Below are 26748 nucleotides of genomic sequence, written 5' to 3' on the forward strand. Positions count from 1 at the left end.
ACAAAAAAGCCCTGTAACTTCGAGGCGGTTTTGATTAGAATTTCGCGGTTAAATTGTATCCATAACTCATAAGAACCATTTGACCCATGTTCGAAATCAATCCGATTAAAAATCGTCTGCAGGATGTTGCTGAACGCACCAACGTCCTTCGGGGGTATCTTTGACTATGACGCCAAAGCTGAGCGTCTTGAAGAAGTCAACGCAGAATTAGAGCAACCCGATGTATGGAATGAGCCGGAGCGTGCACAAGCACTGGGCCGCGAACGTTCTGCATTGGAAGCCGTGGTAAAAACCATCGACACCCTAGAGCAAGGTGTGGAAGATGTGGAAGGCCTACTTGAGCTTGCTGTTGAAGAGCAAGACCAAGAAACTTTCGATGAGATTGACCCTGAGCTTAAATCGCTTGAAGATGAGTTGGCGAAACTTGAGTTTCGTCGCATGTTCGCAGGCGATCATGATGCATCTGATTGCTACCTTGACCTACAAGCTGGCTCTGGCGGTACAGAAGCGCAGGATTGGACCTCGATGATGCTTCGTATGTACTTGCGCTGGGCAGAAGCCAAAGGCTTTAAAGCGGAAGTCATTGAAGTATCTGAAGGCGATGTCGCGGGTTTGAAATCTGCAACCATTCGTGTGGTGGGTGAGTATGCCTATGGCTGGCTGCGTACTGAAACGGGCGTGCACCGTTTGGTTCGTAAATCACCATTTGATTCCGGCGGTCGCCGTCATACATCATTTGCCTCTGCGTTTGTTTATCCTGAAGTGGATGACAATATCGCGATTGATATCAACCCAGCTGATTTGCGTATCGATGTATACCGCGCGTCAGGTGCGGGTGGTCAGCACGTGAACACCACGGAATCAGCGGTACGTATTACCCACGTACCAACCAATACCGTGGTACAGTGTCAGAACGAACGTTCACAGCATAAGAACAAAGACCAAGCGATGAAGCAGTTGAAAGCAAAACTGTTTGAGCTTGAGCTACAAAAACAAAATGCTGAAAAACAAGCGAGCGAAGATGCCAAGTCAGATATCGGCTGGGGCAGTCAAATTCGTTCTTATGTGCTGGATGATTCACGTATTAAAGATCTACGCACTGGCGTTGAGAATCGCAATACGCAAGCGGTTCTTGACGGTGATCTCGACAAATTTATCGAAGCTAGCCTGAAATCTGGCTTATAAGGAAACATCATGACTGAGCAAGTTCAACAAGACGAAAATAAGCTGATTGCCGAACGTCGCGGCAAGCTTGATCACATTCGTCAAAACTGTAAGGCCAACGGCCACCCAAACGAATTCCGTCGCCAACATCTTGCGGGCGATCTGCAGGCCGAGTTTGGTGAGAAGACCAAAGAAGAGCTTGAAGCACTGAACAAAGTTGTGTCAGTGGCTGGTCGTGTAATGGCGAAGCGCGGTCCATTCTTGGTGATTCAAGAAGTCTCTGGCCGTATTCAGGCATATGCAGATAAAGCCGTTCAAAACGAGCTAAAAGACAAATATCAAGGTCTAGATATCGGTGACATCATCGGTGTGACTGGTGCATTGCACAAATCAGGCAAGGGTGACCTTTACGTCAATATGGAGCAGTTCCAACTATTGACCAAAGCACTGCGTCCATTGCCAGAGAAGTTCCACGGTCTGACTGACCAAGAGATGCGTTATCGTCAACGTTACGTTGATCTGATCGTCAATGAAGATTCTCGTCGCGCCTTTGAAATTCGCTCTAAGTTGGTGACTGCGATCCGTAACTTCATGGTGTCAAAACGCTTTATGGAAGTGGAAACACCAATGATGCACGTGATCCCTGGCGGCGCGTCTGCACGTCCATTTGTGACCCATCACAATGCGCTAGATATCGATATGTATCTTCGTATCGCACCTGAGCTTTACTTGAAGCGTTTGGTTGTGGGTGGTTTTGAGCGTGTATTCGAAATCAACCGTAACTTCCGTAACGAAGGTCTATCACCACGTCATAACCCTGAATTCACCATGATGGAATTCTATATGGCGTACGCAGACTACCAAGATCTAATGGATCTCACTGAAGAGATGCTGAGCTCTGTGGCTGTTGAAGTCTTGGGTGCAACGGCAATGCCTTATGGCGATCAAATGGTTGAGTTTGGTGGTAAATATGCGCGTATGAGCATGTTGGATGCGATCAAGCAATACAACCCTGATCACGCAGAGATTCAAGCTTTGGATTATGACAAAGTACAAGATCGTGACCATATGGTGGCGATTGCGAAATCTGTTCACGTTGAAGTGGAAGATTTCTGGACTTGTGGTCAGCTTCTTGAAGAGATCTTTGGTGAAACCGCAGAGCCTAAACTGATTCAGCCAACCTTTATCACTGGCTACCCAGCAGACATCTCTCCGCTGGCACGTCGTAATGATGACTTCCCATTTATCACAGACCGTTTTGAATTTTTCATCGGTGGTCGTGAAGTGGCAAATGGCTTCTCAGAGTTGAACGATGCAGAAGACCAAGATGCACGCTTTAAAGCGCAGGTTGAAGCTAAAGAGTCTGGTGATGATGAAGCCATGTTCTACGATGCAGACTACATCACTGCACTAGAGCACGGTTTGCCGCCAACAGCTGGTCAAGGCATTGGTATCGACCGTTTGGCGATGCTATTTACCGACACGCACACCATCCGTGACGTGATCCTATTCCCTGCAATGCGCCCACAAGCATAATCATTGTATTGAATAGATGAAAAACCGAGGCTTTGGCCTCGGTTTTTTTATGGGCCGAATTTGCCGAGCGGTGCGCATTGAAGTGATAAGCCGATTCTTTTTTCAAAAAAGGAAAAATCGGCGGCCATCCAAGGCGCGATGCCTAAGTGCCGACAAAATTGATGCCACAATCTTTTGGTTTGTGTCTCACATTTTTGACTATGCTTTCAACATGAATGCAATCAACAGTGGCGCGCCATCACAGGTGGCCGCAAAGGGAAGGGGTAAAGCCATGCCATTTCGCAATAGAAAAGTAACCAAACCAGGCACTTTGGTCATTGTCGGTGGTGGGAATGACAGCTGGTTGCAACTGCTTGAGCGGGCCGGCTGGCGCTGTCATCGTTGTTTAGATTTGCGCGCAGCACAGGCGCTCTTTCAAGAGATTGGCCCTTGTATCGGCATTGCCGATCTCAGCCATGATGATTTTAGTTTGCAGGGCGTGGCAAGTCTTGCGAATAAAAATAAACAAGTCCGCTGGATGGCCTTGGTCCGCGATGATCAGCTCAGTAGCGAAGTGATTTGCCAGTTTATCGTTAATTTCTGTTTGGACTATTTTACCGCGCCAGTTCCTGATAATCAGCTGCTTGCTGCTCTGGGTCATCAGCTTGGTATGTTGCAGCTGGAATGCCATATGTGGCCGCATTTAAGTGATCACCATGATATGGGTCTGCTCGGTGATTCTTCGGCGATGCGTAAATTACGCGAGCAGCTGCGCCGCGTTGCCCCCACTGATGTTGCGGTTCTAGTGACGGGTGAGAACGGTACCGGCAAAGAGCTGGTGGCCAAGGCGCTGCATAACGCTTCGCCGCGCGGTAAAGGTCCTTTTGTTGCGGTAGGCAGACAGATTGCAGAGCAATCTGTGGCCAGTGATATCTCCATGGAAGAGCTGGCGACTGTGGCCTTTTCTGAGGCCAATCATGGCACCTTATATATTGATGAGGTGGGCGATCTTTCCACTGAAATGCAGGCGGAATTGCTCCATTTTCTACAGGAAAATGGTCAGCAAAACAGCCAATTGGGTCATCACAAAGATGTGCGGGTGATTGCGGCGACGCATATGGATCTGGAAAAAGCGGTGAGTGAAGGGCGTTTTCGAGAGGATCTTTTTTATCGCTTGAATGTACTGCGGATTCAAGTACCACCACTGCGTGAGCGCAGCATGGATATTTGCTTGCTGGCGGAGCACTTTGTGCAAAAATTTGCGCGCGAATATGCCAGCCAAGCGCGTAGTGTGTCGGATTCGGCTAAGCAAATTTTGCAAAGCTATAGTTGGCCGGGCAATGTGCGTGAGCTGATTAATATCGTCAAACGTGCGGTGTTACTGGCGGATCATCATTTGATTGAAGCGGAGCACCTTGATATTCCGCACAACAATGATTTGCGCCATAGCTTGCGAAAAGCCCGTGAAGACTCGGAGCGTGATGCTCTGGTTTCAGTGCTGGAGATGCACAATGGGCAAGTGACGGCGGCGGCGAAAGAGTTAGGCGTTTCGCGTGCCACTATGTACCGCTTGTTGAATAAGCATGATTTGGTGCCCTCACCACGGGCGAAAAAACCAGCTTAGTCATGGTGATACTATTGCGATAGTGAAGATTAAAAAGAGCGACGATAGGTCGCTCTTTTTGGCATTGTTGGAAAGCCGAGAGGTTCGAAAGCAGATTAAGGCGCAGGGTTGCTATATTGCTTGGCGATCGCCTCTATGCCATCAAGCACTTCAGCAGAGAGTGAGAGCTCAACGCTGTTGATATTGTCTTTGAGCTGCTCAAGTGTCGTCGCGCCAATAATATTGCTGGCGACAAAGGAGCGGCTATTAACAAATGCCAGCGCCATTTGCGCCGGATCCAAGTCATGCTGCTGAGCCAGCGTGACATAAGCCTGTGTGGCCGCCAGTGCTTGTGGATTGTTATAGCGCTGAAAGCGCGCAAAGAGACTAAGCCTTGCGCCTTCTGGTTTTTGTCCATTGAGATATTTGCCACTGAGCACGCCAAATGCCAGCGGTGAGTAGGCCAGTAAACCGATGCCTTCATAATCACAGATTTCACTCAGTCCCACTTCAAAACTGCGATTAAGCAAGTTATAGGGGTTTTGAATGGTGATCATCCGCGCCATGGATTGCAGCTCGCTGAGCTGCAAAAAGCGCATCACACCCCAAGGGGTTTCATTAGAAAGCCCAATATGGCGAACGAGTCCTTCTTGCTTGAGCTGACTCAACGCCTCTAGGGTTTCGCCAATACAATTGATTTGCGCTTGTTTATCGTAATTAGCTTGATTCTGAGCGTAGTTGAGCTGGCCAAAACAGTTGGTGATACGCTCAGGCCAATGGAGCTGATAGAGGTCGAGATAATCGGTGTTCAGGCGCGATAGCGAATCAAGCAGCGCTTGGCGAATACTCGTTTTGCTATAGCCGCTGCCTTCGCGAATATGCGGCATATTGCGCGGCCCGGCGACTTTACTGGCGAGAATAAAATCGCTGCGATCGCGACGTTTGGCGATCCAAGAGCCGATAAAGCGCTCGGTATCGCCTTGGTTTTTCGCTTCGGGTGGGACCGGATACATCTCTGCCGTATCGATAAAATTCACACCATGCGCCAGCGCATAATCAAGCTGCTGGTGCGCCTGTGACTCACTATTTTGCGCACCAAAGGTCATGGTACCCAAACAGATTTGGCTTACTTTTAAATCGCTATGCGCAATGGTGTTGTATTTCATCACTTCTCCTAAGGCAGTTTTTTATGCAGCAAAATGGTTTGCTCCTGGGCTTGTTTCTTCGATAGGCGCTTGCTGCGAATACGCAAATTGACAAACTCCACAGCCAAAGAAAATGCCATGGCAAAGTACACATATCCCTTTGGAATATGCAGGCCAAAACCTTCACCCATCAAGGTCATGCCGACCAAAATCAAAAAGCTTAAAGCCAAAATTTTAATGGTGGGGTGGCGATCCACAAAGTCACCAATGGGTTTGGCGGCAATCATCATAATGCCCACCGAGATTAAAATCGCAATCACCATCACACTAATGTGATCCGCAAGGCCCACGGCGGTAATCACCGAGTCGAGAGAGAAAACGATATCGATAATTGCGATTTGGATCAGAATACTCATAAAGCTGGCGCTGACCGTAGATTGCTGATGTGATTCTTCACTGCCCTCAAGACTGGCGTGAATTTCGTGGGTACTTTTCCCCAGTAAAAAGAGGCCGCCAAAGATTAATATCAGATCCCGTCCCGAGAAATCCCACTGCCAGAGGCTAAAAAGCGGTTCGGTCAGACGCATCATCCAGCTCAGTGAAAGCAGCAGTAAAATGCGAGTGATCATCGCCAGAGCTAAGCCTAATACTCGGCCGCGCTGACGTTGGTGCTCTGGTAGTCGGCCCACCAAAATACTAATAAAGATAATGTTATCGATGCCTAAAACTATCTCTAGCGCCGTCAGGGTAAAAAGAGCGACCCAAGCGTTGGGATCGGCGAACCATTCCATGGTGTATATCCGTAATTGAAATCAATGGGTTGTAAATATAGCAGGGAAGCGATTTTTGCCGCGAGCAATTCTCTAGTTAGATTGATCAACTGAGAAATGGCGCGCAATGATCGCACCAGTAAAGGATTTTTTGAGATAGAAGCCCTTGGGCTGAGCTTGAATGGCATTGCCTTCGCTATCAAAGGCTCGGGTTTTGACTTGGCCATGGGCGGCTTTGGGGCGAAGCTGGAGCACTTCACCGCGGCTGGCACTAATGTGCTGACTTTCACCCAGAGCGATGGACTCCATGAGCTCTTCCCAATCGGCTTTGAGCTGCGCTTCTTCTTGCGCGTTCGGAGACCATAAAATCGCAGGGCCAACGCGGCGCTGGGCCAGCGGAATGTCTCGCTCGCCTTCAATGGGAAGCCACAAAACGCGCGCTAATTTATGGCGTAAATGGCATTGCTGCCAGGTGACGTTGGTGATCCCTGTGAGTGGCGCGACACAGACAAAGGTGGTTTCCAGTGGTTGCCCTTGGTAACCCATAGGTAGGGTTTTTAGCTCAATCCCTAAATGCGGAAAGTCAGGCTCTGGGCGGCTTCCGGCACTGGCACCTAAATGCCATTCGAGTAATTGACCCACCCAGCCTTTGTCTCGGCGAAGATCTGCGGGCACAGAAATACCGGCAATGTGCGCCAATTGTGCGAAATTTTGGCCGCAGAGATCCGCTGCACGAGCAAGCAGTTGATCTTCACTTTGAGGTGGCGAAGGGTGTGGATTCATTGCGAAATTTTATCATGCTTTGTCGCTAGGATGATCCATTTTTGGATCGATTAAAAAAACACCAAGATCATTGCGTGGTGGATAAGGTTTGTTCTCCTCAATTAGCGAAACCGCATTTTTATTGGCTTTGAGAAAGATTGTTCAATATTTTGCGATGCACAAAAAACGATCTTTCAACGGTTGTCCGGCGTTCTCACACAAAGATATCCACAGGGATTGAGGATAAGTTCAAAATTAAGTGACACATGGTTGTATATACAGTCATATTTTGCCCTTCATTCTCTGTGTTGTCTTATTTTTCGGCATTTTTTGAGTGCGGGTGTGGATAATTCCGTAATTGTTCGATCTTTGTTCGATCTGTTCCTTGTTCGTTATTTATGCATCTTTGAGCCTAGATAGTTTCTGTATTTTATTATGCAAGGCTATGTTTTACATGGGTTTGAATGGCTTTTGATGATCTTTCCGTTGATTGTTTTGTGATCGTTTTTTTAGCTAACCCAGTCTAAAAAAGGGGTTTTGAACATAGATATCCACAGAAATCGTGAATAAATGTGCGCTAAGTCGCATTTCATTCTCACTTCGCTCTGAAGCCCTGATCAAAAGGCGCTTTCGTCACAATTGTGAGCCAGAGCAGACGGCATTGAATGCTATCGCTTTACCTTGTGCAGTGGCTGTGGAAAAATCACCGTTATGAAAGATTAGTTTGGGGTCGTCCAGTGATTGATGGCGATGGTTACCGTCCCAATGTCGGGATAGTGATCTGCAATGATCGCGGTCAGGTATTCTGGGCAAGACGATATGGTCAGCACTCTTGGCAATTTCCACAAGGTGGGATTGATGAGGGCGAAACTGCTGAACAGGCGATGTATCGCGAATTGTATGAAGAGGTTGGGTTAACCAAAAAAGATGTAACGTTATTGGCGACTAGTCGCCATTGGTTGCGTTACAAATTACCTAAGCGTCTGGTTCGTTGGGATTCAAAGCCGGTCTGTATCGGGCAAAAACAGAAGTGGTTTTTGCTACGCTTGGAATGCGATGAAAGCAAGGTCAATATGCAGCGCAGTCGAACACCTGAGTTCGATGGATGGCGATGGGTCAGTTATTGGTACCCAGTTCGCCAAGTGGTGTCTTTTAAGCGCGATGTTTATCGCCGAGCGATGAAGGAATTTGCCGCTGTGGCAATGCCCTTTCGTGAAAAACAGCCAAGGCGCAAGGGGCGCCGGAGTGCAAAATAGATGTTGACGAAATTGAGGCATATCGTAGAGCAAGTGGCAAGTGCCGAGCAGCTTGACGATGCCCTCAATTTATTGGTGCAGCAAACCTGTGATGCAATGCAAACAGATTGTTGCTCCATCTACATTGCCGATCATCGGCAATCTCAATTTCGACTCATGGCTTCAAAAGGGTTAAGCACGGATCGTTTAATCCAACTGAAAATGGGGGAAGGCTTGGTTGGCTGGGTAGCCAAACATGCCGAACCCATTAACCTCGCTGATGCCTGCGAGCATCCCAATTTCAAACATCTCCCCGGTATTGGTGAAGAAGCATTTCGCGCCTTTCTAGCCACGCCAATTATCTATCGCAAAGCCATTCTTGGCGTATTAGTGGTGCAGCAGCGCCAGCAGCGATTATTTGATGAAAGTGAAGAATCATTTTTGGTCACCCTTGCCGCCCAGCTCGCGGTAGTTATTTCGCATGCTAAATCGCAAGGTAAGTGGCAGCCGAGCAGTGTGGGTGTGGGAATTCACTATACAGGTAGCGCTGCATCTTCTGGTGTCGCAGTGGCTAAGGGCTGGTGGGACGATTCTCAGCCTCGCTTAGAGCAGGTACATCCAAGTTCGGCGTTGAGTCCTGACTTAGAGCGTGAACGTTTAAGTTTTGCGCTGGATGCGGCGGATCAAGAGTTTCGCCGATTGCGTAAGCGCTTTGATGGCGATTTGCAAAAAGACTCCTTGGCGATTTTTGATCTCTTTAGTCACCTTTTGCATGATCCCATGCTGCGCAATGATCTCAGTGCCTGTGTGGAAGATGGCGATAGTGCTGAGTGGGCCGTGCGCCAAGTGGTGGAGCGCTACTTTAGCCGTTTTTCTGCGATGGCTGATCCTTATCTTAGAGAGCGCGCCGGTGATATGCGCGAGCTGGGCCAGCGCTTACTCTATTTCCTCTCTCGCCAAGATATGCCGCAAACTCAATTTGCAGAGCCAACGGTGCTTTTTGCGCGTGAGTTGACGGCATCCATGCTGGCGACAATTCCACGTGAACAATTAGCAGCGGTGGTTTCACAAGAGGGGGCGGTGAACTCGCATGCTGCAATTTTGGCGCGCAGTTTAGGGATCCCTGCGATTATGGGAGTCGATTTTACTGGTGAAGGGGTGGCCAATCGACGGGTCATTGTCGATGGCTATCGTGGTGATGTCTTTATCGACCCCAATGTGCATATCGCTGCTGAATATTTGCAACTGCTCAAAGAGGAGCAGGCGCTCACTGAGCTGGTGGAGCAAGATCGGCAGTTAGCAGCCACTACGGCCTGTGGTACCACCATTGGTATTCATTTGAATGCGGGATTAAGCAGTGATATTGGTGCCAATCAGGGTATTGATGGTGTGGGTTTATATCGCACCGAAGTGCCGTTTTTGCTGCAATCAAGCTTTCCTTCCGAGGAGGAGCAGACCAAGCAATATCGTGAAATGTTGCAAACCTATCATCCATTGCCTGTGGTGATGCGCACGTTGGATGTCGGTGGTGATAAATGTCTGCCCTATTTGAGCGTTGAAGAAGACAACCCATTTTTAGGTTGGCGTGGAATTCGCTTTACGCTGGATCATCCCGATATCTTCTTGATTCAATTACGCGCCATGCTGCGCGCCAGTTTAGACCATGAAAATCTAGCGGTTCTTTTCCCCATGGTTTCAGGGATTGCTGAGCTTGATGAGGCAATCAATCTTTTTGAGCGTGCGGTGAAAGAGATCGCGCAAGAGGCAGCAATACATGGTCACACTTTACAGCGTCCTAAGCTTGGGGTGATGCTTGAAGTGCCATCAATGCTTTATCTGTTGACGCCTTTGCTGCCGCGCATCGATTTTATGTCTGTGGGCAGCAACGATTTAACCCAATATTTGCTGGCGGTGGATCGCAATAATGCACGGGTGGCCAGTTTGTACGATCCGTTGCATCCTGCGGTACTACAGGCGCTCAAGCAGATTATCGATTTTGCCAACATCCAGCAGCTACCCGTTTCGGTTTGTGGTGAGTTGGCGGGCGATCCGCTAGGTGCCTTGCTACTCACTGGTATGGGGTATCGCAGCCTGAGTATGAACCCACGCAATGTGGCGCGTATTAAATACCTGCTACGTCAATTTAGTTTGGCGGAGCTTGAGGCGGCTGCCAGCGAAGTGCTGCAATGCTATGCCAGTCAGAAAATTCATTTGCATTTAAGTGCGTTACTTGAACAGCGCGATCTCGGTGGGTTTATTCGCGCCGGTAAGTAGTTGTGCTTTGACTTTTGTGATCCCCCTCATTAATCTCGAACCTTCGGCCAAATTCACGCTCTAATGCGCGTATGGATATCAACAAGAGAGCAACAGCATGTCGCAAGGCTATTTAACCTTTCCCAATATTGATCCCGTGATGGTGGCCATCGGCCCGCTAAAAATTCACTGGTATGGTGTGATGTATCTTATCGGTTTTGCCTTTGCTTACTGGCTTGCCTGTCGTCGAGCGGATAAGCCGAACTCAGGCTGGACGCGTGATGAAGTGGGTGATCTACTCTTTGCAGGCTTTGTTGGCGTGATTGTCGGCGGCCGTTTGGGCTATGTGCTGTTTTATAACTTTGGCGCATTCCTTGCCGATCCCATTTATCTATTCCGCGTCACCGATGGTGGCATGTCCTTCCATGGTGGTCTGCTCGGTGTGATCACCGCAATGCTATGGTATGGCTGGAAAAACCATCGTAAATTCTTTGCTATTGCCGATTATGTTGCGCCGCTGGTGCCATTTGGCCTTGGCATGGGGCGCATCGGTAACTTTATTAATGGCGAGCTTTGGGGCCGTGTCACTGATGTGCCTTGGGCGATGATTTTCCCATCAGGTGGGCCATTCCCGCGCCATCCGTCGCAGCTTTATGAGTTCGCGCTTGAAGGTGTCGCGCTCTTTATCATTTTGAATCTCTATATTCGTAAGCCACGTCCAACCGGCGCGGTTTCTGGTTTGTTCTTGATTGGCTATGGCGCATTCCGCTTTATCGTCGAGTATGTGCGTCAGCCCGATGCCCAATTGGGGCTCTATGGCGGCTTTATCAGTATGGGGCAAATCCTAACCATTCCAATGATTCTGGGTGGTATTGGTTTGATGTGCTGGGCGCATCGCCAGCCAAAAACGGCTTAATTCATTCGGTCATGTAATCGTGTTTTAGCACACGAATATGAAAACTGGATTTGAACCTCGAGGCGCTATCGTTAAAATAGCGCCTTATTTTTTACAAAAAGAGGCTCATTGAGCATGCAGCAGTATTTAGACTTGATGCAAGATATTGTCGATAACGGTACCGATCGTGGCGATCGCACGGGTGTGGGCACACGTTCCGTTTTTGGTCGACAGCTTCGTTTTGACCTCAGCAAAGGCTTTCCATTGCTGACCACCAAGAAGCTTTATACGCGTGCGATTATTCATGAGCTATTGTGGTTTTTAAACGGCGATACCAATATCAAGTATCTGCAGGATAACCGTGTCTCTATTTGGGATGAGTGGGCAACTGAAGCGGGCGATTTAGGACCGGTATATGGTGCGCAGTGGCGCTCTTGGGCCTGTCCTGATGGCTCAACTGTTGATCAAATCAGTGAGCTGATCGAGCAGATCAAAACCAAACCAAACTCACGTCGTCATATTATTAGCGCTTGGAACCCGGCAGATCTGCCAAACGAAAGCATTTCTCCGCAGGCTAATGTTGAGCAAGGTAAAATGGCATTGGCGCCTTGCCACTGCTTGTTCCAGTTCTATGTTGCCGATGGCAAGCTTTCCTGTCAGCTTTACCAGCGCAGCGCAGATTATTTCTTAGGGGTGCCATTTAATATCGCCAGCTACGCGCTCTTTACCCATATGATTGCGCAGCAGTGCGGTCTAGAAGTGGGTGATTTTGTGCATACCTTTGGTGATGTGCATCTTTATCACAATCATCTTACCGATGAGATTGTATTTGAGCAGCTCAAACGCGAGCCGCGTGCATTGCCTACCTTGACCATTGCGCGCAAGCCAGATTCTATCTTTGATTACACCTTGGAAGATTTTGTGATTGAAGGCTACGAGCCGCATGATGGGATTAAAGCGCCGATTGCGATCTAAGATGTCTCGTTGATTGATGATATAGGTCGTCATTGGATAGAAAGCCACCTCTGCGGTGGCTTTTTTATTGTCTGACAGTGGGGCATACAAGCGGTGAATAAGACGAGCTATAACGAAAAAAGCCTCGCGGTGCGAGGCTTTTGAATCATTAACAAGGTTTGATTAGGTGGTCGCGAATAGAATCGAACCTGGCAGAATCATAAACACCAAGCTGAGGTAACCGGCGACGGTCAATTTGCTCTCACTGGCCATTTCACCCAACTTAATCGCTGCTTTCACAGGCAGTTCACGTAGGAACGGCGTGCCGAAAATTAGCAGCGTCGCAAGGATGTTAAAGCACAGGTGTACCAAGGCAATTTGCAGAGCCAAGATAGCGTTGTCACCGGTAACCGCAGTCGCTGCTAGCAGCGCGGTAATACAGGTACCGATGTTTGCGCCCAAGGTAAATGGGTAAACATCACGGACTTGCAGTACGTTGGTTCCAACCAGTGGCACCATCAAGCTGGTGGTCGTCGATGATGACTGGACCAGAACAGTGACTGCAGTACCAGACAAAATGCCGTGAATTGGACCACGACCAATGGCGTGTTGCAGCATTTCACGAGCGCGACCAACCATTAGGCTGCGCATCAATTTACCCATCATGGTGATGGCAAAGAAGATCAACGCAATACCAAAGACGATGATTGCAACACCATCAAAAGGTGCCGGTAGCATCTTAAATGGTGCTTCAAATAGATTGATGGCTGGACCAATAATTGGCTTCATAAAGTCCATCCCTTTCATGCTCATGTCGCCAGTACTCATCAATGGTGAGACCAACCAGCTTGAAAGTTTGTCCAGAATGCCAAACATCATTTCCAACGGTAGGAAAATCGCAACCGCTAGTAAGTTAAAGAAATCGTGAATGGTGGCACAAGCAAATGCACGACGGAATTCGTCTTTACAGCGTGCGTGACCAAGGCTCACCAAGGTATTGGTGACTGTCGTACCAATGTTGGCACCCATCACCATTGGAATTGCGGTTGCAACAGGCAAACCACCGGCAACCAAGCCAACGATGATTGATGTGACAGTACTAGAAGACTGAATCAAAGCAGTGGCAACCAGACCAATCATGAGGCCTGCAACTGGGTGTGATGCAAATTCAAACAAAGTTTTTGCTTGCTCACCCACAGCCATTTTAAAACCACCGCCAATAAGCGATACGGCAACGAGTAGTAGATACAGCATGAACGCTAGGTTAAACCAGCGCACCCATCGCATCGCGCTGAGCTGAGATACAGCAGTAGTGGAAGCTTGGGTATTCATAATCATTTCTCCGTGACAGGAAAGTGTCGTTTAGATGTCGTATTGATGAATCTGGCGCGATAGTAGAGAGGGTATATTTCAGTAATATTACAGTGCTGTCATAAATGGAAAAAAAAACGAATTTCCCTGCAGTTATTTTGTTTTACGACAAGATTTGTGCACATTTTGTGCAATTGTGTGGTTTTTACGCTAGCGTCCATCATCGCGTTGAAGGCGTGGATGCCGTGTTTATTTGGTATGGGGTGTTGTATTGAATGTCGTCTGATGACATGAAGTGCAAGCGGGTTCAAATTTTCGTAACACTATGATTGCATTCTGATAACTCATCGCAAATCTTCAATCTATCACCTTAAACCTTTCGTTTTTTTCGATGTATTAGCTCTAAACAACCGATTTTTTGTGAGTTGGATTGCAGACTATAGTGTCAAAAGATGAAATTGAATCCGTAAAAGGCAGTAGACCTATGAATGACGCACTTCGTCAGTTTTTAAAATTAGAATCAGCGGGCGGCATTATCCTGATTGTTGCATCCATTTTGGCCATGTTGCTTGCCAATAGCCCGCTACAAGGGCTGTATGATGCCTTTTTGATGACCCCAGTCACCGTCGGCGTGTCATCTGTGGTGATCGATAAACCCTTAATCCTTTGGATTAACGATGGTTTGATGGCGGTCTTCTTTTTGTTGATTGGCCTTGAAGTCAAGCGTGAGCTGATGGAAGGTGCGCTGGCCTCAAAAGAACAGGCGATTTTCCCTGCCATTGCAGCTGTCGGCGGAATGCTAGCCCCTGCGCTTGTTTATATTTTATTTAACGGCGGCGATGAAATTGCCCGCCAAGGCTGGGCAATTCCTGCGGCGACTGATATCGCTTTTGCCTTAGGTATTATGGCGCTATTGGGCAACCGTGTGCCATTGAGCCTCAAGGTCTTTTTGTTGGCGCTGGCGATCATTGATGATCTCGGTGTCATTGTGATTATTGCGCTGTTTTATAGCAGCGATCTCTCGATCACTGCGCTGGTGATTGCCGCACTGGCAACCTTAACGCTGTGTGTCATGAATGTACGCCATGTGACCAAGATCAGTTGGTATGTGGTGGTCGGTATTATTTTGTGGGTGAGCGTGCTGAAGTCAGGGGTACACGCAACACTAGCAGGTGTGGTATTGGGCTTTGCTATTCCATTGTATGGTCAAAATAAGCAAGATAAGTCACCGCTGAAAACCATGGAGCACAAGCTTCACCCATGGTGCTCCTTTATGATTTTGCCAATCTTTGCCTTTGCCAATGCTGGCGTATCACTGGAAGGCGTTTCCTTTGGTGATTTAGGCTCAATGTTGCCACTGGGGATTGCGCTGGGCCTATTGATTGGTAAGCCGCTGGGTATCTTTAGTTTTAGCTGGATGGCCGTGAAAATGGGGGTGGCGAAGTTACCTGAGGGGATTAACTTTAAGCATATCTTTGCGGTGTCTGTGCTCTGTGGTATTGGCTTTACCATGTCGATGTTTATTTCATCGCTGGCCTTTGCTACCCAAGATGAAATCTTTGGCACTTTCTCTCGCTTAGGGATTTTGCTGGGCTCAACCTGTTCGGCGTTACTGGGTTATATGCTGCTTTCTAAGACCTTGCCAAATGCTAAGGCAAAACAGTAGCGCCGCTTAGAGAGATTCAATGTTTAAAGTCATAAAAAGCTTTCAGTGATATCTCTATCATTTAGAATTAAAGCCGCAGTTCATCAAACTTATGAATTGCGGCTTTTTGATTGGAATCCAGTATGTCCCATTTAAACTATAACCACCTCTATTACTTTTGGATGGTGTGCAAGCAAGGCTCGGTGAGCAAAGCCGCAGAAGCTTTGTTTTTAACCCCACAGACGGTCACAGGGCAGATCAAAGCGCTTGAGATGCGTTTGGATGGTAAGCTCACCAAGCGAGATGGGCGTAATTTGGTCCCCACCGAATTGGGCCAATTGGTGTTCCAATATGCCGATAAGATGTTTGATTTAAGCTATGAGATGCTGGATATCGTCAATTATCGCCAGCAGGCCAATTTGCTGCTTGATGTTGGCGTTGCTGATGCGTTATCCAAACGCTTGGTCAGTAAAATTTTGTTGCGCGCTGGCGCGCAAACGGAAAACCTGCATTTACGCTGTTTTGAATCCACCCATGAGTTGCTGTTAGAGCAGTTATCACAACACAAGTTGGATATGATTCTCTCTGATTGTCCGGTGGACTCAAGTCAAAGCCCAGGTCTTTATAGTAAGAAAATTGGTGAGTGTGCCATGAGCTTTTTTGGCGCCGCTTCTTTTGAAACACCATTTCCCGCCTGTATTGAAGAGTACAAGCTGTTGGTGCCGGGGCGACGCACCGCGATGGGGCGAAAATTAACCCAGTGGTTTGATCATCAAGGTCTGCAGCCCTGCATTGTGGGAGAGTTTGATGATGCCGCGCTGATGAAGGCATTTGCTGAATATCATCAAGCGGTATTCGTTGCTCCGACGATTTATCGTCATGAGCTGGTGGATAGCGATCATCTCAAAGAGATTGCTCAGGTTCATGATATCAGCGATGAGTATTATGTGATTTTTGCTGAGCGTATGATTCAGCATCCTATTGTGAAGCGGATTTGTGAATCCGATCTATCGGATCTGTTTGCCTAATCAGCCGAGTCGGCCCAAAGGAGTGGTTGTGAGTTTTGATTTAGAAAAAATGGCCGCGCGCGCACCTGCCGCCGTCACGCTGCTCAAAGCGATGGCCAATGAGCGTCGTTTATTTATTTTGTGCTATTTGCATCAGCATCAGGAAGCGACGGTGAATACCTTGGTTGAGGCGCTGGGGATGAGCCAGTCGGCGCTCTCTCAGCATTTGGCATGGTTGCGTCGTGATGGTTTGGTGCAAACGCGCAAAGTTGGGTTGCAGGTTTATTATCGATTGAATAGTGAGGTGGCGATGTCGGTGATGGGCGTGTTGCATCAGCATTTTTGCGCCTTAGATGCTGACGACACATCTTTGGCAGAATAGCTTTATCTTGCTGATCTCAAATTTTAGATAACAAAAAACCGGCCAAAGGCCGGTTTTTTCGAAATCAAAGTGACTAATTAAAGTGCTTTGATTTGAGCCGCTAGGCGAGACTTGTGACGTGCAACTTTGTTCTTGTGAACAAGGCCTTTAGCAGCCATACGGTCTAGAACTGGTTGCATTTCAGCGAAAGCTGCAGTTGCAGTTTCTTTGTTACCAGTCGCGATTGCAGCGATAGTTTTCTTGATGTAGGTGCGCATCATAGAACGACGACCAGCATTGTGCTGACGGCGTTTTTCAGATTGGATGGCACGCTTCTTAGCAGATTTGATATTTGCCAAGGGTCTTACTCCCAAATCTTGGTTCGGTGACAATTTAAGGCCGAGGAATATGCCCTGTTGCGCCTAATTTGTCAAATCGTTTGTGTAAATATCCACCGCACTAGTGTTTGCTAGCACTTGTGAAATAACGCGGTTAATATGGCGAGCAATTCTAACAGCATTCGAGCGACGAAGTAAGCCCTTTCTTGGCTCTCTTTGTGAGGTTTTTTGTGAGTAAACAACTTTTACGTTCTGGTCTGGTGGTGAGCGCCATGACTTTTGTTTCTCGCGTACTAGGATTGGTGCGCGATATGGTTGTTGCCAGCCTAATGGGCGCTGGTGCGGCTGCAGACGTATTTTTCTTCGCCAATAAAATCCCCAATTTCCTTCGTCGTTTGTTTGCTGAAGGCGCATTTTCTCAAGCTTTTGTGCCCGTACTCACTGAATATCATGCCACAGGCGATCTGGATAAAACCCGCCAACTGATTGCCCGCGTATCAGGTACGCTTGGGGTGATAGTCTCTGTCGTGACCTTGGTTGGTGTGATTGGCTCGCCTATTTTGGCTGCGCTATTTGGTACTGGTTGGTTTGTTGACTGGCTCAATGATGGCCCGGGCGCAGATAAATTTGAGCTGGCTTCCTTTATGCTCAAAATCACCTTTCCATATCTCTGGTTTATCACCCTAGTGGCGCTTTCTGGCGCGGTGCTCAACACTTTGGGTAAGTTTGCCGTCTCCTCTTTTACCCCTGTATTTCTTAATGTGATGCTGATCATTGCTGCGCTATTTATCGCGCCGCATTTTGCGCAGCCAGAAATCGGTCTTGCTATTGGGGTGTTTTTAGGTGGCTTGGTGCAGTTTCTTTTTCAGCTGCCCTTTTTGTATCGTGCAGGGGTGCTGGTTAAACCGCAGTGGGGCTGGCGCGATCCAGGTGTCGTACGTATTCGCACCTTAATGATTCCAGCGCTATTTGGTGTTTCGGTCAGTCAGATCAACCTATTGCTCGATACCTTTATTGCCAGTTTTCTACAAACCGGCTCCATCAGCTATCTATATTATTCCGATCGCTTGCTTGAATTTCCCCTCGGTATGTTTGGTATTGCCATTGCCACGGTGATTTTGCCAGCGCTATCGCGCAACCATGCCACTAAATCTGCCGATGAGTTTCAGCGCACCATGGATTGGGGCGTGCGTATGGTGCTGCTGCTTGGCATGCCAGCGATGCTTGGTTTGATGTGTTTGGCTAAGCCGATGTTGATGGTGCTGTTTATGCGCGGTGAATTTACCGTCGAGATGGTCAACCAAGCGTCCTTGTCATTACTGGCCTATGCCTCAGGTTTGCTTAATTTTATGCTGATCAAGGTGCTTGCACCAGGTTACTACTCTCGCCAAGACACCAAAACGCCAGTGCGCTATGGCATTATCGCGATGGTCACCAATATGGTCTTTAACGCAATATTTGCTTATTACTTCAGTTATGTCGGCTTGGCCATGGCGACCGCGTTGTCTGCGCTTGTGAATATGGCACTGCTTTATCGCGGTTTGCACCTTGCCAATGTATACAAGCTATCACGCTGTAGTCTGCTGTTTATTGTCCGTTTGGTGATTGCCGTGATGGTGATGGTGGCTTTACTGTGGCATTTAACGCCAGCACAAAGCGTGTGGCTTGAGTGGTCGCTACACCATCGTATTTTTGCGCTCTGTGGTTTGATTGGCGCTGGCGCCGTGAGTTATGTGCTCACCGCTATCGTTTGTGGTGTGCGTCCCTATCACTTGCGTGCAGCTGCGGTTGCATAAGCGCGTGGGAAAGGATTGGCGTGATAGATGAAGCCTTGCGCAGACTAGTATATAATCCGCCAGTTTTGTGTTGCCTGATAGTGGGACTATGGAGTTAATTCGCGGAATTCATAACTTGCTGCCATCGCATCATGGCTGTGTACTGACCATTGGTAATTTTGATGGTGTGCACCTTGGCCATCAAGCGGTGCTCAAGCAAGTCGTGGAAAAAGCAAAAGAATTGGGATTGCCCGCTACCGTGATGGTATTTGAGCCACAGCCCAATGAATTCTTTTTGCGTGAACGTGCACCGGCACGTTTGACGCGTTTACGCGATAAATGGCAACACCTGTCACAATGCGGGATTGAGCGCGTATTGTGCGTCAATTTCAACCATCACTTTGCACAGTTAACGGCGCAGCAATTTATTGAGCGCTTGTTGGTTGCGCAATTGGGTGTTAAGTTTTTGGTCGTCGGTGATGATTTTCGTTTTGGCCAGCAGCGCCAAGGTGATTTCGCCATGCTGCAACAAGCAGGCGAAGAACACGGTTTTGCCGTGGTTAGTACCGACACCTTTTGCCATTCCCACGAGCAGCAAGTGCCATGTCGCGTGAGTAGTACCGCGATTCGCCAAGCGCTAGCTCAGGATGATTTAGCCGCCGCAGCAAGGATGTTGGGCCGACCTTATAGTATTTGTGGACGTGTGTCCCATGGTCGCAAGTTGGGACGAACCATAGGTTTTCCCACCGCCAATATTCCGCTCAAACGCTTTGTCTCACCGGTGAATGGTGTATATGTGGTGACAGTGCATGGCCTTGACCAGATCTATCAGGGTGTGGCGAATGTCGGGCATCGTCCCACAGTGGGTGGACTAAGGCAGCAGCTTGAAGTCCATCTTTTTGATTATCAGGCCGATTTATATGGCCAACAAATTGAAGTTCAACTGCGACATAAACTGCGCGGTGAACAAAAATTTGCATCCTTTGAGGCACTGCAAGCCCAGATTGCACAGGATGCACAAGCAGCACGCCTTTGGCTGTTGCACAACAATAATGTCTGAACTTCCAGCAAACGGAATCAACAATCGATGAGTGACTATAAAGATACGCTAAACCTCCCGGAAACTGAGTTTCCGATGCGAGGCAATTTGGCCCAACGTGAGCCTGAAATGCTCAATCGCTGGTATGAAAAAGATCTGTACGGCAAGATCCGTGCAGCGAAGAAAGGTAAGAAATCGTTCATTTTGCATGATGGTCCTCCATATGCGAATGGCGATATTCACATTGGTCACTCTGTAAACAAAATTCTGAAAGACATTATTATCAAGTCAAAGACACTTGCAGGCTTTGACGCACCTTATATTCCCGGTTGGGATTGCCATGGGCTACCGATTGAGCTGATGGTTGAGAAGAAAGTCGGTAAGCCAGGCCAAAAAGTGACGGCTGCTGAGTTTCGTGAACAATGCCGTGAGTACGCTGCGACGCAAGTGAACGGTCAGCGTGAGAGCTTTAAGCGTCTTGGTGTGTTGGGTGATTGGGATAATCCATACCTAACCATGGACTTCAACACAGAAGCCAACATCATTCGTGCGCTTGGCCACATTACTAAAAATGGCCATTTGCACAAAGGTTTTAAACCTGTGCACTGGTGTACTGACTGTGGTTCAGCTTTGGCTGAAGCCGAAGTGGAATACTACGACAAGAAATCACCATCAATCGATGTGAAATTCCGCGCCGTTGATGAAGCTGCGGTTGCTGCGAAGTTTGATTGTGCAGAAGGCCATATCGGTGAAGGTGAGCTATTTGTGGTGATTTGGACCACGACACCTTGGACACTGCCTGCAAACCGCGCTGTTGCTTTGTCAGCAAACCTTGATTACGCCTTGGTTCAAGTGGAAGGTGAACAACCTTGTCGTTTGATTTTGGCTGATGAGTTGGTTGCCGATGCAATGGATCGCGCAGGTATTAGCCAATATCACAAGTTGGGCTTCTGTAAAGGTGCCGACCTTGAGTTGATGCAATTCAACCACCCATTCTATGACTTCTCTGTGCCAATTATCCTTGGTGATCACGTGACCACCGAATCTGGTACTGGTTGTGTGCATACAGCACCTGGCCACGGTCAAGAAGACTTCGCGGTGGGTCAACAATACAATCTTGAAGTGGCAAACCCAGTGGGCGGTAACGGTGTTTACCTACCTGATACTGAGCTATTTGCTGGTCAGCACGTATTTAAAGCCAATGACAGCGTGGTTGAAGTCCTTAAAGAGCGTGGTGCGCTATTGCACCATCATGCTTATGAGCACAGCTACCCACACTGCTGGCGTCACAAGACACCAATCATTTTCCGTGCGACACCACAATGGTTCATCTCTATGGATCAAGCGGGTCTTCGCAGCAAGGCGATGTCTGAAATCAAACAGACTCAGTGGATTCCTGATTGGGGTCAAAACCGTATTGAAGCTATGGTGGATGGCCGCCCTGATTGGTGTATCTCTCGCCAACGTACTTGGGGTGTGCCAATTACTTTGTTTGTTCACAAAGAAACCCAAGAGCTGCACCCTGACACTGAAGCACTTTTTGAAAAAGTGGCCAAAGAAGTGGAAGGCAAAGGCATTCAAGCATGGTGGGATTTGGATACTGAAGCGCTACTTGGCGCTGATGCGGCAAACTACGACAAAGTGCTTGATACCCTTGATGTATGGTTTGACTCAGGCTCTACACACTATGCGGTTGTGGATCAGCGTCCTGAATACCATGGTCATACGCCAGATCTTTACCTTGAAGGTTCAGACCAACACCGTGGTTGGTTCCAATCTTCACTGCTAACCTCAATTGCGATTCGCGGCGCAGCACCGTATAAGCAAGTGCTAACCCATGGCTTCACCGTGGATGGTAACGGCCGCAAGATGTCAAAATCTTTGGGTAACGTGATTGCGCCGAAAGATGTGATGAACAAGCTTGGTGGCGATATTCTTCGCTGGTGGGTTGCATCAACCGATTACACCGGTGAAATGACAGTGTCTGATGAGATTCTAAAACGCTCTGCAGATGCTTACCGTCGTATTCGTAACACCGCGCGTTTCTTGCTTGCTAACATCAATGGCTTTGAGCCAAGCACTGATGCAGTGAGCGCTGATGAGATGGTGGCACTGGATCGCTGGGCCGTTGCACGTGCAAACAGCCTGCAAGAGGAGTTGATTGCTGCTTACGATTGCTACAACTTCCACGGTGTAACTCAGAAGTTGATGCAGTTCTGCTCGGTTGAGTTGGGCTCTTTCTATCTTGATATCATCAAAGATCGTCAATACACCGCGAAAAAAGGCAGTGTTGCGCACCGCAGCTGTCAAACTGCGATGTATATGATCCTTGAAGGTATGGTTCGCTGGATGGCGCCAATTCTATCTTTCACTGCAGATGAAGTATGGAATGCAATGCCAGGTGAGCGTGACGAGTTCGTCTTTACCGGTGAGTGGTACCAAGGTCTATTTGGTCTTGCTGATGATGCAATGATGAATGACGCTTACTGGGCCGATATTCTTGCTGTGCGCGGCGAAGTGAACCGTGCACTTGAAGCGGCGCGTAACGAAAAAGTGATTGGTGGCGGTCTACAAGCGGAAGTGACTTTGTTTGCGACAGCTGATCTTGCGAGCAAGCTACAAGCGCTAGGCGATGAACTTCGTTTTGTACTGATCACCTCAAAAGCCAATGTAACTTTGGTGGATGCACAGCCAGAAGGTGCGCAAGCCACTGAGATTGATGGTTTGTGGCTTCAAGTGGCAGCGTCAACTGCGGCGAAGTGTGAGCGCTGTTGGCACCATGTGGCCGATGTGGGCACCATCGCAGGTCATGAGGCCGTATGTGGCCGCTGTGTTAGCAACATTGAAGGCGCTGGTGAACAGCGTCAGTTCGCTTAATCATGGCTGTTTGGACGCGAATTCGTCAGTCAGGGCTTTTTTGGCTCTGGCTGGCGGCCTTGGTATTTGCCATCGACATCGGCACCAAATTGCTGGTGATGCATACCATGGGCTATGGACCGGCTAATCGCATTGAGCTTTTGCCATTTTTCAACCTGACCTATGTGCACAACTATGGGGCCGCTTTTAGCTTTTTAAGTAATGCGGGTGGCTGGCAACGTTGGTTCTTTACCGGTATTGCCCTTGTGGTTTGTACCCTGTTGGGTTGGTGGATGAGCCGTAGTTCGCGTCAAGTGAAGCTGGTGAATATCGCCTATGCATTGATCATCGGTGGGGCTTTGGGCAATGTGTTTGATCGCATGATCCATGGCTATGTCATCGACTTTCTCGATGTTTATTGGGGCAGTTATCACTGGCCCGCATTTAACATCGCCGATAGTGCCATTTGCATTGGTGCTGCGCTGATTGTCCTCGACAGTTTTCGCAGTGAACCCAGCAAGGCATAGGTCACCATGTCCTGACTGAATCAAAAGCGCTCTTCGTTGCGACGAAGGGCGCTTTGTTGTAAAAGGGGACATGCAATTTCAAGGTACACGCCCATTCAGAGAGTGAGATAAAGCTGCATGGAAATTTTGTTAGCCAACCCTCGAGGTTTCTGCGCCGGTGTTGACCGAGCCATTAGTATTGTTGAGCGTGCGCTTGCGCTCTATGAGCCGCCGATTTATGTCCGTCATGAAGTGGTGCATAACCGTTTTGTGGTGGAAGGGCTCAAGCAACGTGGCGCTATCTTTGTTGAGGAGCTGAGTGAAGTTCCTGACGACAATATCGTTATTTTTTCTGCCCATGGTGTTTCCCAAGCTGTACGTGAGGAAGCCAAATCCCGTCAGCTGACCGTATTTGATGCCACCTGTCCTTTGGTGACCAAAGTACATATGGAAGTGGCTCGCGCTAGTAAAAAGGGTATGGAAGTGGTGTTAATTGGCCATGCGGGCCACCCTGAAGTGGTGGGTACCATGGGGCAATATCACAATGCTGCAGGTGGCATGTATTTGGTGGAAACACCGGCCGATGTCAGCAAGCTCACGGTCAAAGATCCAAGCCAGCTGCATTTTGTTAGCCAAACCACATTGTCGGTGGATGAAACGGCTGATGTGATTGATGAGCTACGCCGTGTATTCCCGCAAATTCAAGGCCCACGTAAAGATGATATCTGTTACGCCACGCAAAATCGTCAAGATGCTGTGCGCGAACTTGCCGCGCAAACCGATGTGATGGTGGTGGTGGGCTCAAAGAACTCATCCAATTCAAATCGCCTGCGTGAATTGGCAGAAAAACTCTCGACACCCGCTTATTTAGTTGATGATATCGACGATATCGATGCGAAATGGTTTGCAGGATGTGCCATTGTTGGCGTCACCGCCGGTGCATCGGCGCCAGAAGAGCTGGTTCAGGGGATCATTGCGCATATTGTGACATTAACTCAGGCCAGTATTCGTGAGCATCAAGGCCGCGAAGAGAATATGTATTTTGAAGTTCCACGCGAACTTCAGGTGAAAAATCTCGACGATTAATTTTGAATAAAAATTCATTGTTTGATTTTTTGAAACAAGAGAATTGACGTCGAAAAAGTCAAGGAGAATAGGCAAATGGTAAACATAGCAATTGCTGGCGCAGCAGGACGCATGGGTCGCAATTTGGTCAATGCAGTACAGCAAGCGGAAAATGCAGCCCTTGGCGCAGCAAATGAACGTCCTGAATCAAGCCTTATTGGCGCAGATGCAGGCGAAGTGGCTGGAATTGGCCGTTTAGATGTGGCAATTAGCGATAATTTTGATAAATCAGTAAATGCATTTGATGTGCTCATTGATTTCACTGCCCCTGATGCCACCATGGATAACCTCGCGCTTTGTGCGGCACACGGCAAAGCGATTGTGATTGGTACCACCGGCTTTACCGAAGCGCAAAAAGAGCAAATCCAGCAATACGCACAGCAAATCCCTGTTGTCATGGCGCCTAACTATAGCGTCGGTGTGAATCTGGTATTTAAGCTGCTTGAGCAAGCGGCCAAGGTGATGGGTGATTACTGCGATATCGAAATTATCGAAGCGCACCATCGTCATAAGGTTGATGCCCCATCAGGGACTGCGCTGGGTATGGGGGAAGCCATTGCTGGTGCCATGGGCAATCAACTATCTGATGTGGCGGTATTTGCTCGCGAAGGGATCACTGGTGAGCGCGATCGCAATGAGATTGGTTTTGCGACCATTCGTGCGGGTGACATTGTGGGTGAGCACACGGCAATGTTTGCTGATATTGGTGAGCGCGTTGAAATTACTCATAAAGCCAGTAGTCGTATGACTTTTGCCAATGGCGCGGTTCGCGCGGCGATTTGGCTTGGTGATAAATCCGCTGGCTTTTACACTATGCGTGATGTTTTAGATTTAAACGATTAAATATAATTAATCTTTGAAAAAGAGTGCTACATGCACTCTTTTTTTGTATCTATCGAATTAATAACACATTGTTTTTAAATAAAATAAATAAGATATCATCTGTTTATGTGTGCTTTTGATGTGAATTTATGCTTGATTGTTTATTTTGGGTGTAATTGTTTGTTTTTGAATCAATGTGCATTTTTCGCAAGCGTTTGCGTCAGTCGGTGGTGTTCTTTTATATCAATGTGGGAGCTCATTTATCAATGAGACAATTATGTATCAAAATTTATCGAATCATAGCTAAGAAAAGGCATCTTTATTCGGCTTATATGTTCTAAAAAATGGATTTGGCAATATTTTTAGTTTTTTCTTGTGCTTCATGTTGACAGTGAAAAGGGCGATCTCTAGAATGCGCGCAATTTGTCAAAAATACCTTAACCGGTTGGACGACATTATGTAGAATGGAAAGTGATAAGTTATCCATTCTGAATGCATTTTTATTAAAATCTGGAGGTTGTCTTGAACAAGTCAGCGCTATTGGTCCTAGAAGATGGGACGGTGTTCCGCGGCACATCCATTGGTGCTTTTGGAACCGCTGTTGGAGAAGTCGTTTTTAATACCTCGATGACGGGGTACCAAGAAATTCTCACTGATCCTTCCTATTCTCGACAAATCGTCACTCTCACTTATCCCCATATTGGCAACACCGGTACTAATACCGAAGACGAAGAATCCTCCGCTGTTCACGCTCAAGGCCTTGTCATTCGCGACCTCCCTCTTCTGGCCAGCAACTTCCGTAGCGAACAATCTCTTTCTGATTATTTAAAATCCCACAACATCGTTGGCATCGCTGACATCGATACCCGTAAGCTCACACGCGTCCTACGCGAAAAAGGTGCGCAGAACGGTTGTATCATTGCGGGCAATCAGTTGGATGAAGGTAAAGCACTTGAGCTTGCCAAAGCATTCCCGGGTCTAAAAGGCATGGATTTGGCCAAAGAAGTGACCACTGAGAGCGCCTATTCTTGGACCCAAGGTTCATGGACGCTTGAAGGCGGCTTACCTGCAGAGAAAAGCGCTGCAGACATGCCATACCATGTTGTTGCTTATGACTTTGGTGCCAAGCGCAACATTCTACGTATGTTGGTTGACCGTGGTTGCCGCTTGACTGTGGTGCCGGCGCAAACTTCAGCGGAAGAAGTGCTCGCGATGAACCCAGACGGCGTGTTCCTATCCAATGGCCCTGGCGACCCAGCACCATGTACCTACGCCATTGAAGCGACCAAGGTTTTCCTTGAGAAAGGTCTACCTGTATTTGGTATCTGTTTGGGTCACCAAATTTTGGCGCTGGCCTCTGGCGCGCAAACCGTGAAGATGAAATTTGGTCACCACGGTGCCAACCACCCAGTGAAAGATCTCGACCGCGATGTGGTGATGATTACCTCACAAAACCACGGCTTCGCTGCCGATGAGAAAACCCTGCCTGCGAACTTGCGCGCAACGCATGTATCGCTATTTGACGGTTCATTGCAAGGGATTCATCGCACCGACAAGCCAGCATTTAGCTTCCAAGGTCACCCTGAAGCGAGCCCTGGTCCTCACGACGCGGCACCGCTATTTGACCACTTTATTGAATTGATTGAGCAGCACAAAGCGCATTAATT

General features: G+C 48.1%; 22 protein-coding genes. 17 read left to right on the forward strand and 5 right to left on the reverse strand.

What is annotated here, in order from left to right:
• Nucleotides 1–86 precede the first annotated feature (86 nt).
• The 3 genes from prfB to L9P36_RS02545 all read left to right on the forward strand — a co-directional run bounded on the left by prfB (nucleotide 87) and on the right by L9P36_RS02545 (nucleotide 4303).
• Nucleotides 87–1185 (forward strand): peptide chain release factor 2 gene (prfB, locus tag L9P36_RS02535; RefSeq protein WP_237464651.1). Its coding sequence is split into 2 segments (ribosomal slippage): nucleotides 87–161 and nucleotides 163–1185, totalling 1098 coding nucleotides; the frame shifts between segments, so codons are not numbered across the junction.
• A 9-nt stretch (nucleotides 1186–1194) separates the two neighbouring features.
• A complete protein-coding gene (lysS, locus tag L9P36_RS02540) occupies nucleotides 1195–2700 on the forward strand; it encodes a lysine--tRNA ligase (protein WP_237464653.1) in 1506 nt (501 codons plus the stop codon).
• A 271-nt stretch (nucleotides 2701–2971) separates the two neighbouring features.
• A complete protein-coding gene (locus L9P36_RS02545) occupies nucleotides 2972–4303 on the forward strand; it encodes a sigma-54-dependent transcriptional regulator (RefSeq protein WP_237464655.1) in 1332 nt (443 codons plus the stop codon).
• 95 nt (nucleotides 4304–4398) lie between these two features.
• Here L9P36_RS02545 and L9P36_RS02550 read toward each other — a convergent pair whose 3' ends face one another.
• The 3 genes from L9P36_RS02550 to mutH all read right to left on the reverse strand — a co-directional run bounded on the left by L9P36_RS02550 (nucleotide 4399) and on the right by mutH (nucleotide 6980).
• On the reverse strand, nucleotides 4399–5448 hold the full coding sequence (locus tag L9P36_RS02550) for an NADP(H)-dependent aldo-keto reductase (protein WP_237464657.1): 1050 nt from the start codon (nucleotides 5446–5448) through the stop codon (nucleotides 4399–4401).
• 8 nt (nucleotides 5449–5456) lie between these two features.
• Nucleotides 5457–6218, reverse strand: a complete 762-nt coding sequence (locus tag L9P36_RS02555; protein ID WP_237464659.1) for a TerC family protein — start codon at nucleotides 6216–6218, stop codon at nucleotides 5457–5459.
• Between the two features lie 72 nt (nucleotides 6219–6290).
• Nucleotides 6291–6980 carry a DNA mismatch repair endonuclease MutH gene (mutH, locus tag L9P36_RS02560; protein ID WP_237464661.1) on the reverse strand — a complete coding sequence of 230 codons (690 nt, stop codon included), beginning with the start codon at nucleotides 6978–6980 and terminating at the stop codon, nucleotides 6291–6293.
• Nucleotides 6981–7696: 716 nt separating this feature from the next.
• On the opposite strand from mutH, the gene rppH reads away from it, so the two are divergent.
• From rppH to L9P36_RS02580, 4 genes are all read left to right on the forward strand, one after another.
• On the forward strand, nucleotides 7697–8215 hold the full coding sequence (gene rppH / locus L9P36_RS02565) for an RNA pyrophosphohydrolase (RefSeq protein WP_237467835.1): 519 nt from the start codon (nucleotides 7697–7699) through the stop codon (nucleotides 8213–8215).
• The gene (gene ptsP, locus L9P36_RS02570; protein ID WP_237464662.1) at nucleotides 8216–10468 is read left to right on the forward strand and encodes a phosphoenolpyruvate--protein phosphotransferase; all 2253 of its coding nucleotides are present in this window, start codon (nucleotides 8216–8218) and stop codon (nucleotides 10466–10468) included.
• A 97-nt stretch (nucleotides 10469–10565) separates the two neighbouring features.
• A complete protein-coding gene (gene lgt, locus L9P36_RS02575) occupies nucleotides 10566–11363 on the forward strand; it encodes a prolipoprotein diacylglyceryl transferase (RefSeq protein ID WP_237464664.1) in 798 nt (265 codons plus the stop codon).
• Between the two features lie 114 nt (nucleotides 11364–11477).
• Complete coding sequence (locus tag L9P36_RS02580; RefSeq protein ID WP_237464666.1) at nucleotides 11478–12317, forward strand: thymidylate synthase; 840 nt, start codon at nucleotides 11478–11480, stop codon at nucleotides 12315–12317.
• A gap of 162 nt (nucleotides 12318–12479) precedes the next feature.
• Here the strand turns inward: L9P36_RS02580 and L9P36_RS02585 are convergent, their stop codons facing one another.
• The gene (locus tag L9P36_RS02585) at nucleotides 12480–13628 is read right to left on the reverse strand and encodes a Na/Pi symporter (protein WP_237464668.1); all 1149 of its coding nucleotides are present in this window, start codon (nucleotides 13626–13628) and stop codon (nucleotides 12480–12482) included.
• 463 nt (nucleotides 13629–14091) lie between these two features.
• On the opposite strand from L9P36_RS02585, the gene nhaA reads away from it, so the two are divergent.
• The 3 genes from nhaA (at nucleotide 14092) to L9P36_RS02600 (ending at nucleotide 16641) form a co-directional block, all read left to right on the forward strand.
• The gene (nhaA, locus tag L9P36_RS02590; RefSeq protein ID WP_237464669.1) at nucleotides 14092–15273 is read left to right on the forward strand and encodes a Na+/H+ antiporter NhaA; all 1182 of its coding nucleotides are present in this window, start codon (nucleotides 14092–14094) and stop codon (nucleotides 15271–15273) included.
• A 122-nt stretch (nucleotides 15274–15395) separates the two neighbouring features.
• The gene (nhaR, locus tag L9P36_RS02595; RefSeq protein WP_237464670.1) at nucleotides 15396–16280 is read left to right on the forward strand and encodes a transcriptional activator NhaR; all 885 of its coding nucleotides are present in this window, start codon (nucleotides 15396–15398) and stop codon (nucleotides 16278–16280) included.
• Between the two features lie 49 nt (nucleotides 16281–16329).
• Entirely contained in the window at nucleotides 16330–16641 is a 312-nt protein-coding gene (locus tag L9P36_RS02600) for an ArsR/SmtB family transcription factor (protein ID WP_237467836.1), read from the forward strand.
• A gap of 77 nt (nucleotides 16642–16718) precedes the next feature.
• Here L9P36_RS02600 and rpsT read toward each other — a convergent pair whose 3' ends face one another.
• Complete coding sequence (rpsT, locus tag L9P36_RS02605; protein WP_237464671.1) at nucleotides 16719–16979, reverse strand: 30S ribosomal protein S20; 261 nt, start codon at nucleotides 16977–16979, stop codon at nucleotides 16719–16721.
• Nucleotides 16980–17188: 209 nt separating this feature from the next.
• Between rpsT and murJ the strand changes: the two genes are divergently transcribed.
• From murJ to carA, 7 genes are all read left to right on the forward strand, one after another.
• The gene (murJ, locus tag L9P36_RS02610; protein WP_290368661.1) at nucleotides 17189–18754 is read left to right on the forward strand and encodes a murein biosynthesis integral membrane protein MurJ; all 1566 of its coding nucleotides are present in this window, start codon (nucleotides 17189–17191) and stop codon (nucleotides 18752–18754) included.
• Between the two features lie 88 nt (nucleotides 18755–18842).
• Complete coding sequence (gene ribF, locus L9P36_RS02615) at nucleotides 18843–19793, forward strand: bifunctional riboflavin kinase/FAD synthetase (protein ID WP_237464672.1); 951 nt, start codon at nucleotides 18843–18845, stop codon at nucleotides 19791–19793.
• Nucleotides 19794–19820: 27 nt separating this feature from the next.
• Nucleotides 19821–22649 (forward strand): isoleucine--tRNA ligase, encoded by a 2829-nt coding sequence (ileS, locus tag L9P36_RS02620; protein ID WP_237464673.1) that lies wholly within the window; start codon nucleotides 19821–19823, stop codon nucleotides 22647–22649.
• 2 nt (nucleotides 22650–22651) lie between these two features.
• Nucleotides 22652–23155: a signal peptidase II gene (gene lspA / locus L9P36_RS02625; RefSeq protein WP_237464674.1), complete on the forward strand. Its 504-nt coding sequence runs from the start codon at nucleotides 22652–22654 to the stop codon at nucleotides 23153–23155.
• Nucleotides 23156–23272: 117 nt separating this feature from the next.
• Nucleotides 23273–24220 (forward strand): 4-hydroxy-3-methylbut-2-enyl diphosphate reductase, encoded by a 948-nt coding sequence (gene ispH / locus L9P36_RS02630; protein WP_237464675.1) that lies wholly within the window; start codon nucleotides 23273–23275, stop codon nucleotides 24218–24220.
• A gap of 75 nt (nucleotides 24221–24295) precedes the next feature.
• Entirely contained in the window at nucleotides 24296–25102 is an 807-nt protein-coding gene (gene dapB, locus L9P36_RS02635) for a 4-hydroxy-tetrahydrodipicolinate reductase (protein WP_237464676.1), read from the forward strand.
• Between the two features lie 501 nt (nucleotides 25103–25603).
• Nucleotides 25604–26746: a glutamine-hydrolyzing carbamoyl-phosphate synthase small subunit gene (carA, locus tag L9P36_RS02640; RefSeq protein WP_237464678.1), complete on the forward strand. Its 1143-nt coding sequence runs from the start codon at nucleotides 25604–25606 to the stop codon at nucleotides 26744–26746.
• The last annotated feature ends 2 nt before the right edge of the window (nucleotides 26747–26748 follow it).

The organism is Vibrio stylophorae (assembly GCF_921293875.1).
Taxonomy (GTDB): Bacteria; Pseudomonadota; Gammaproteobacteria; order Enterobacterales; family Vibrionaceae; genus Vibrio_A; species Vibrio_A stylophorae.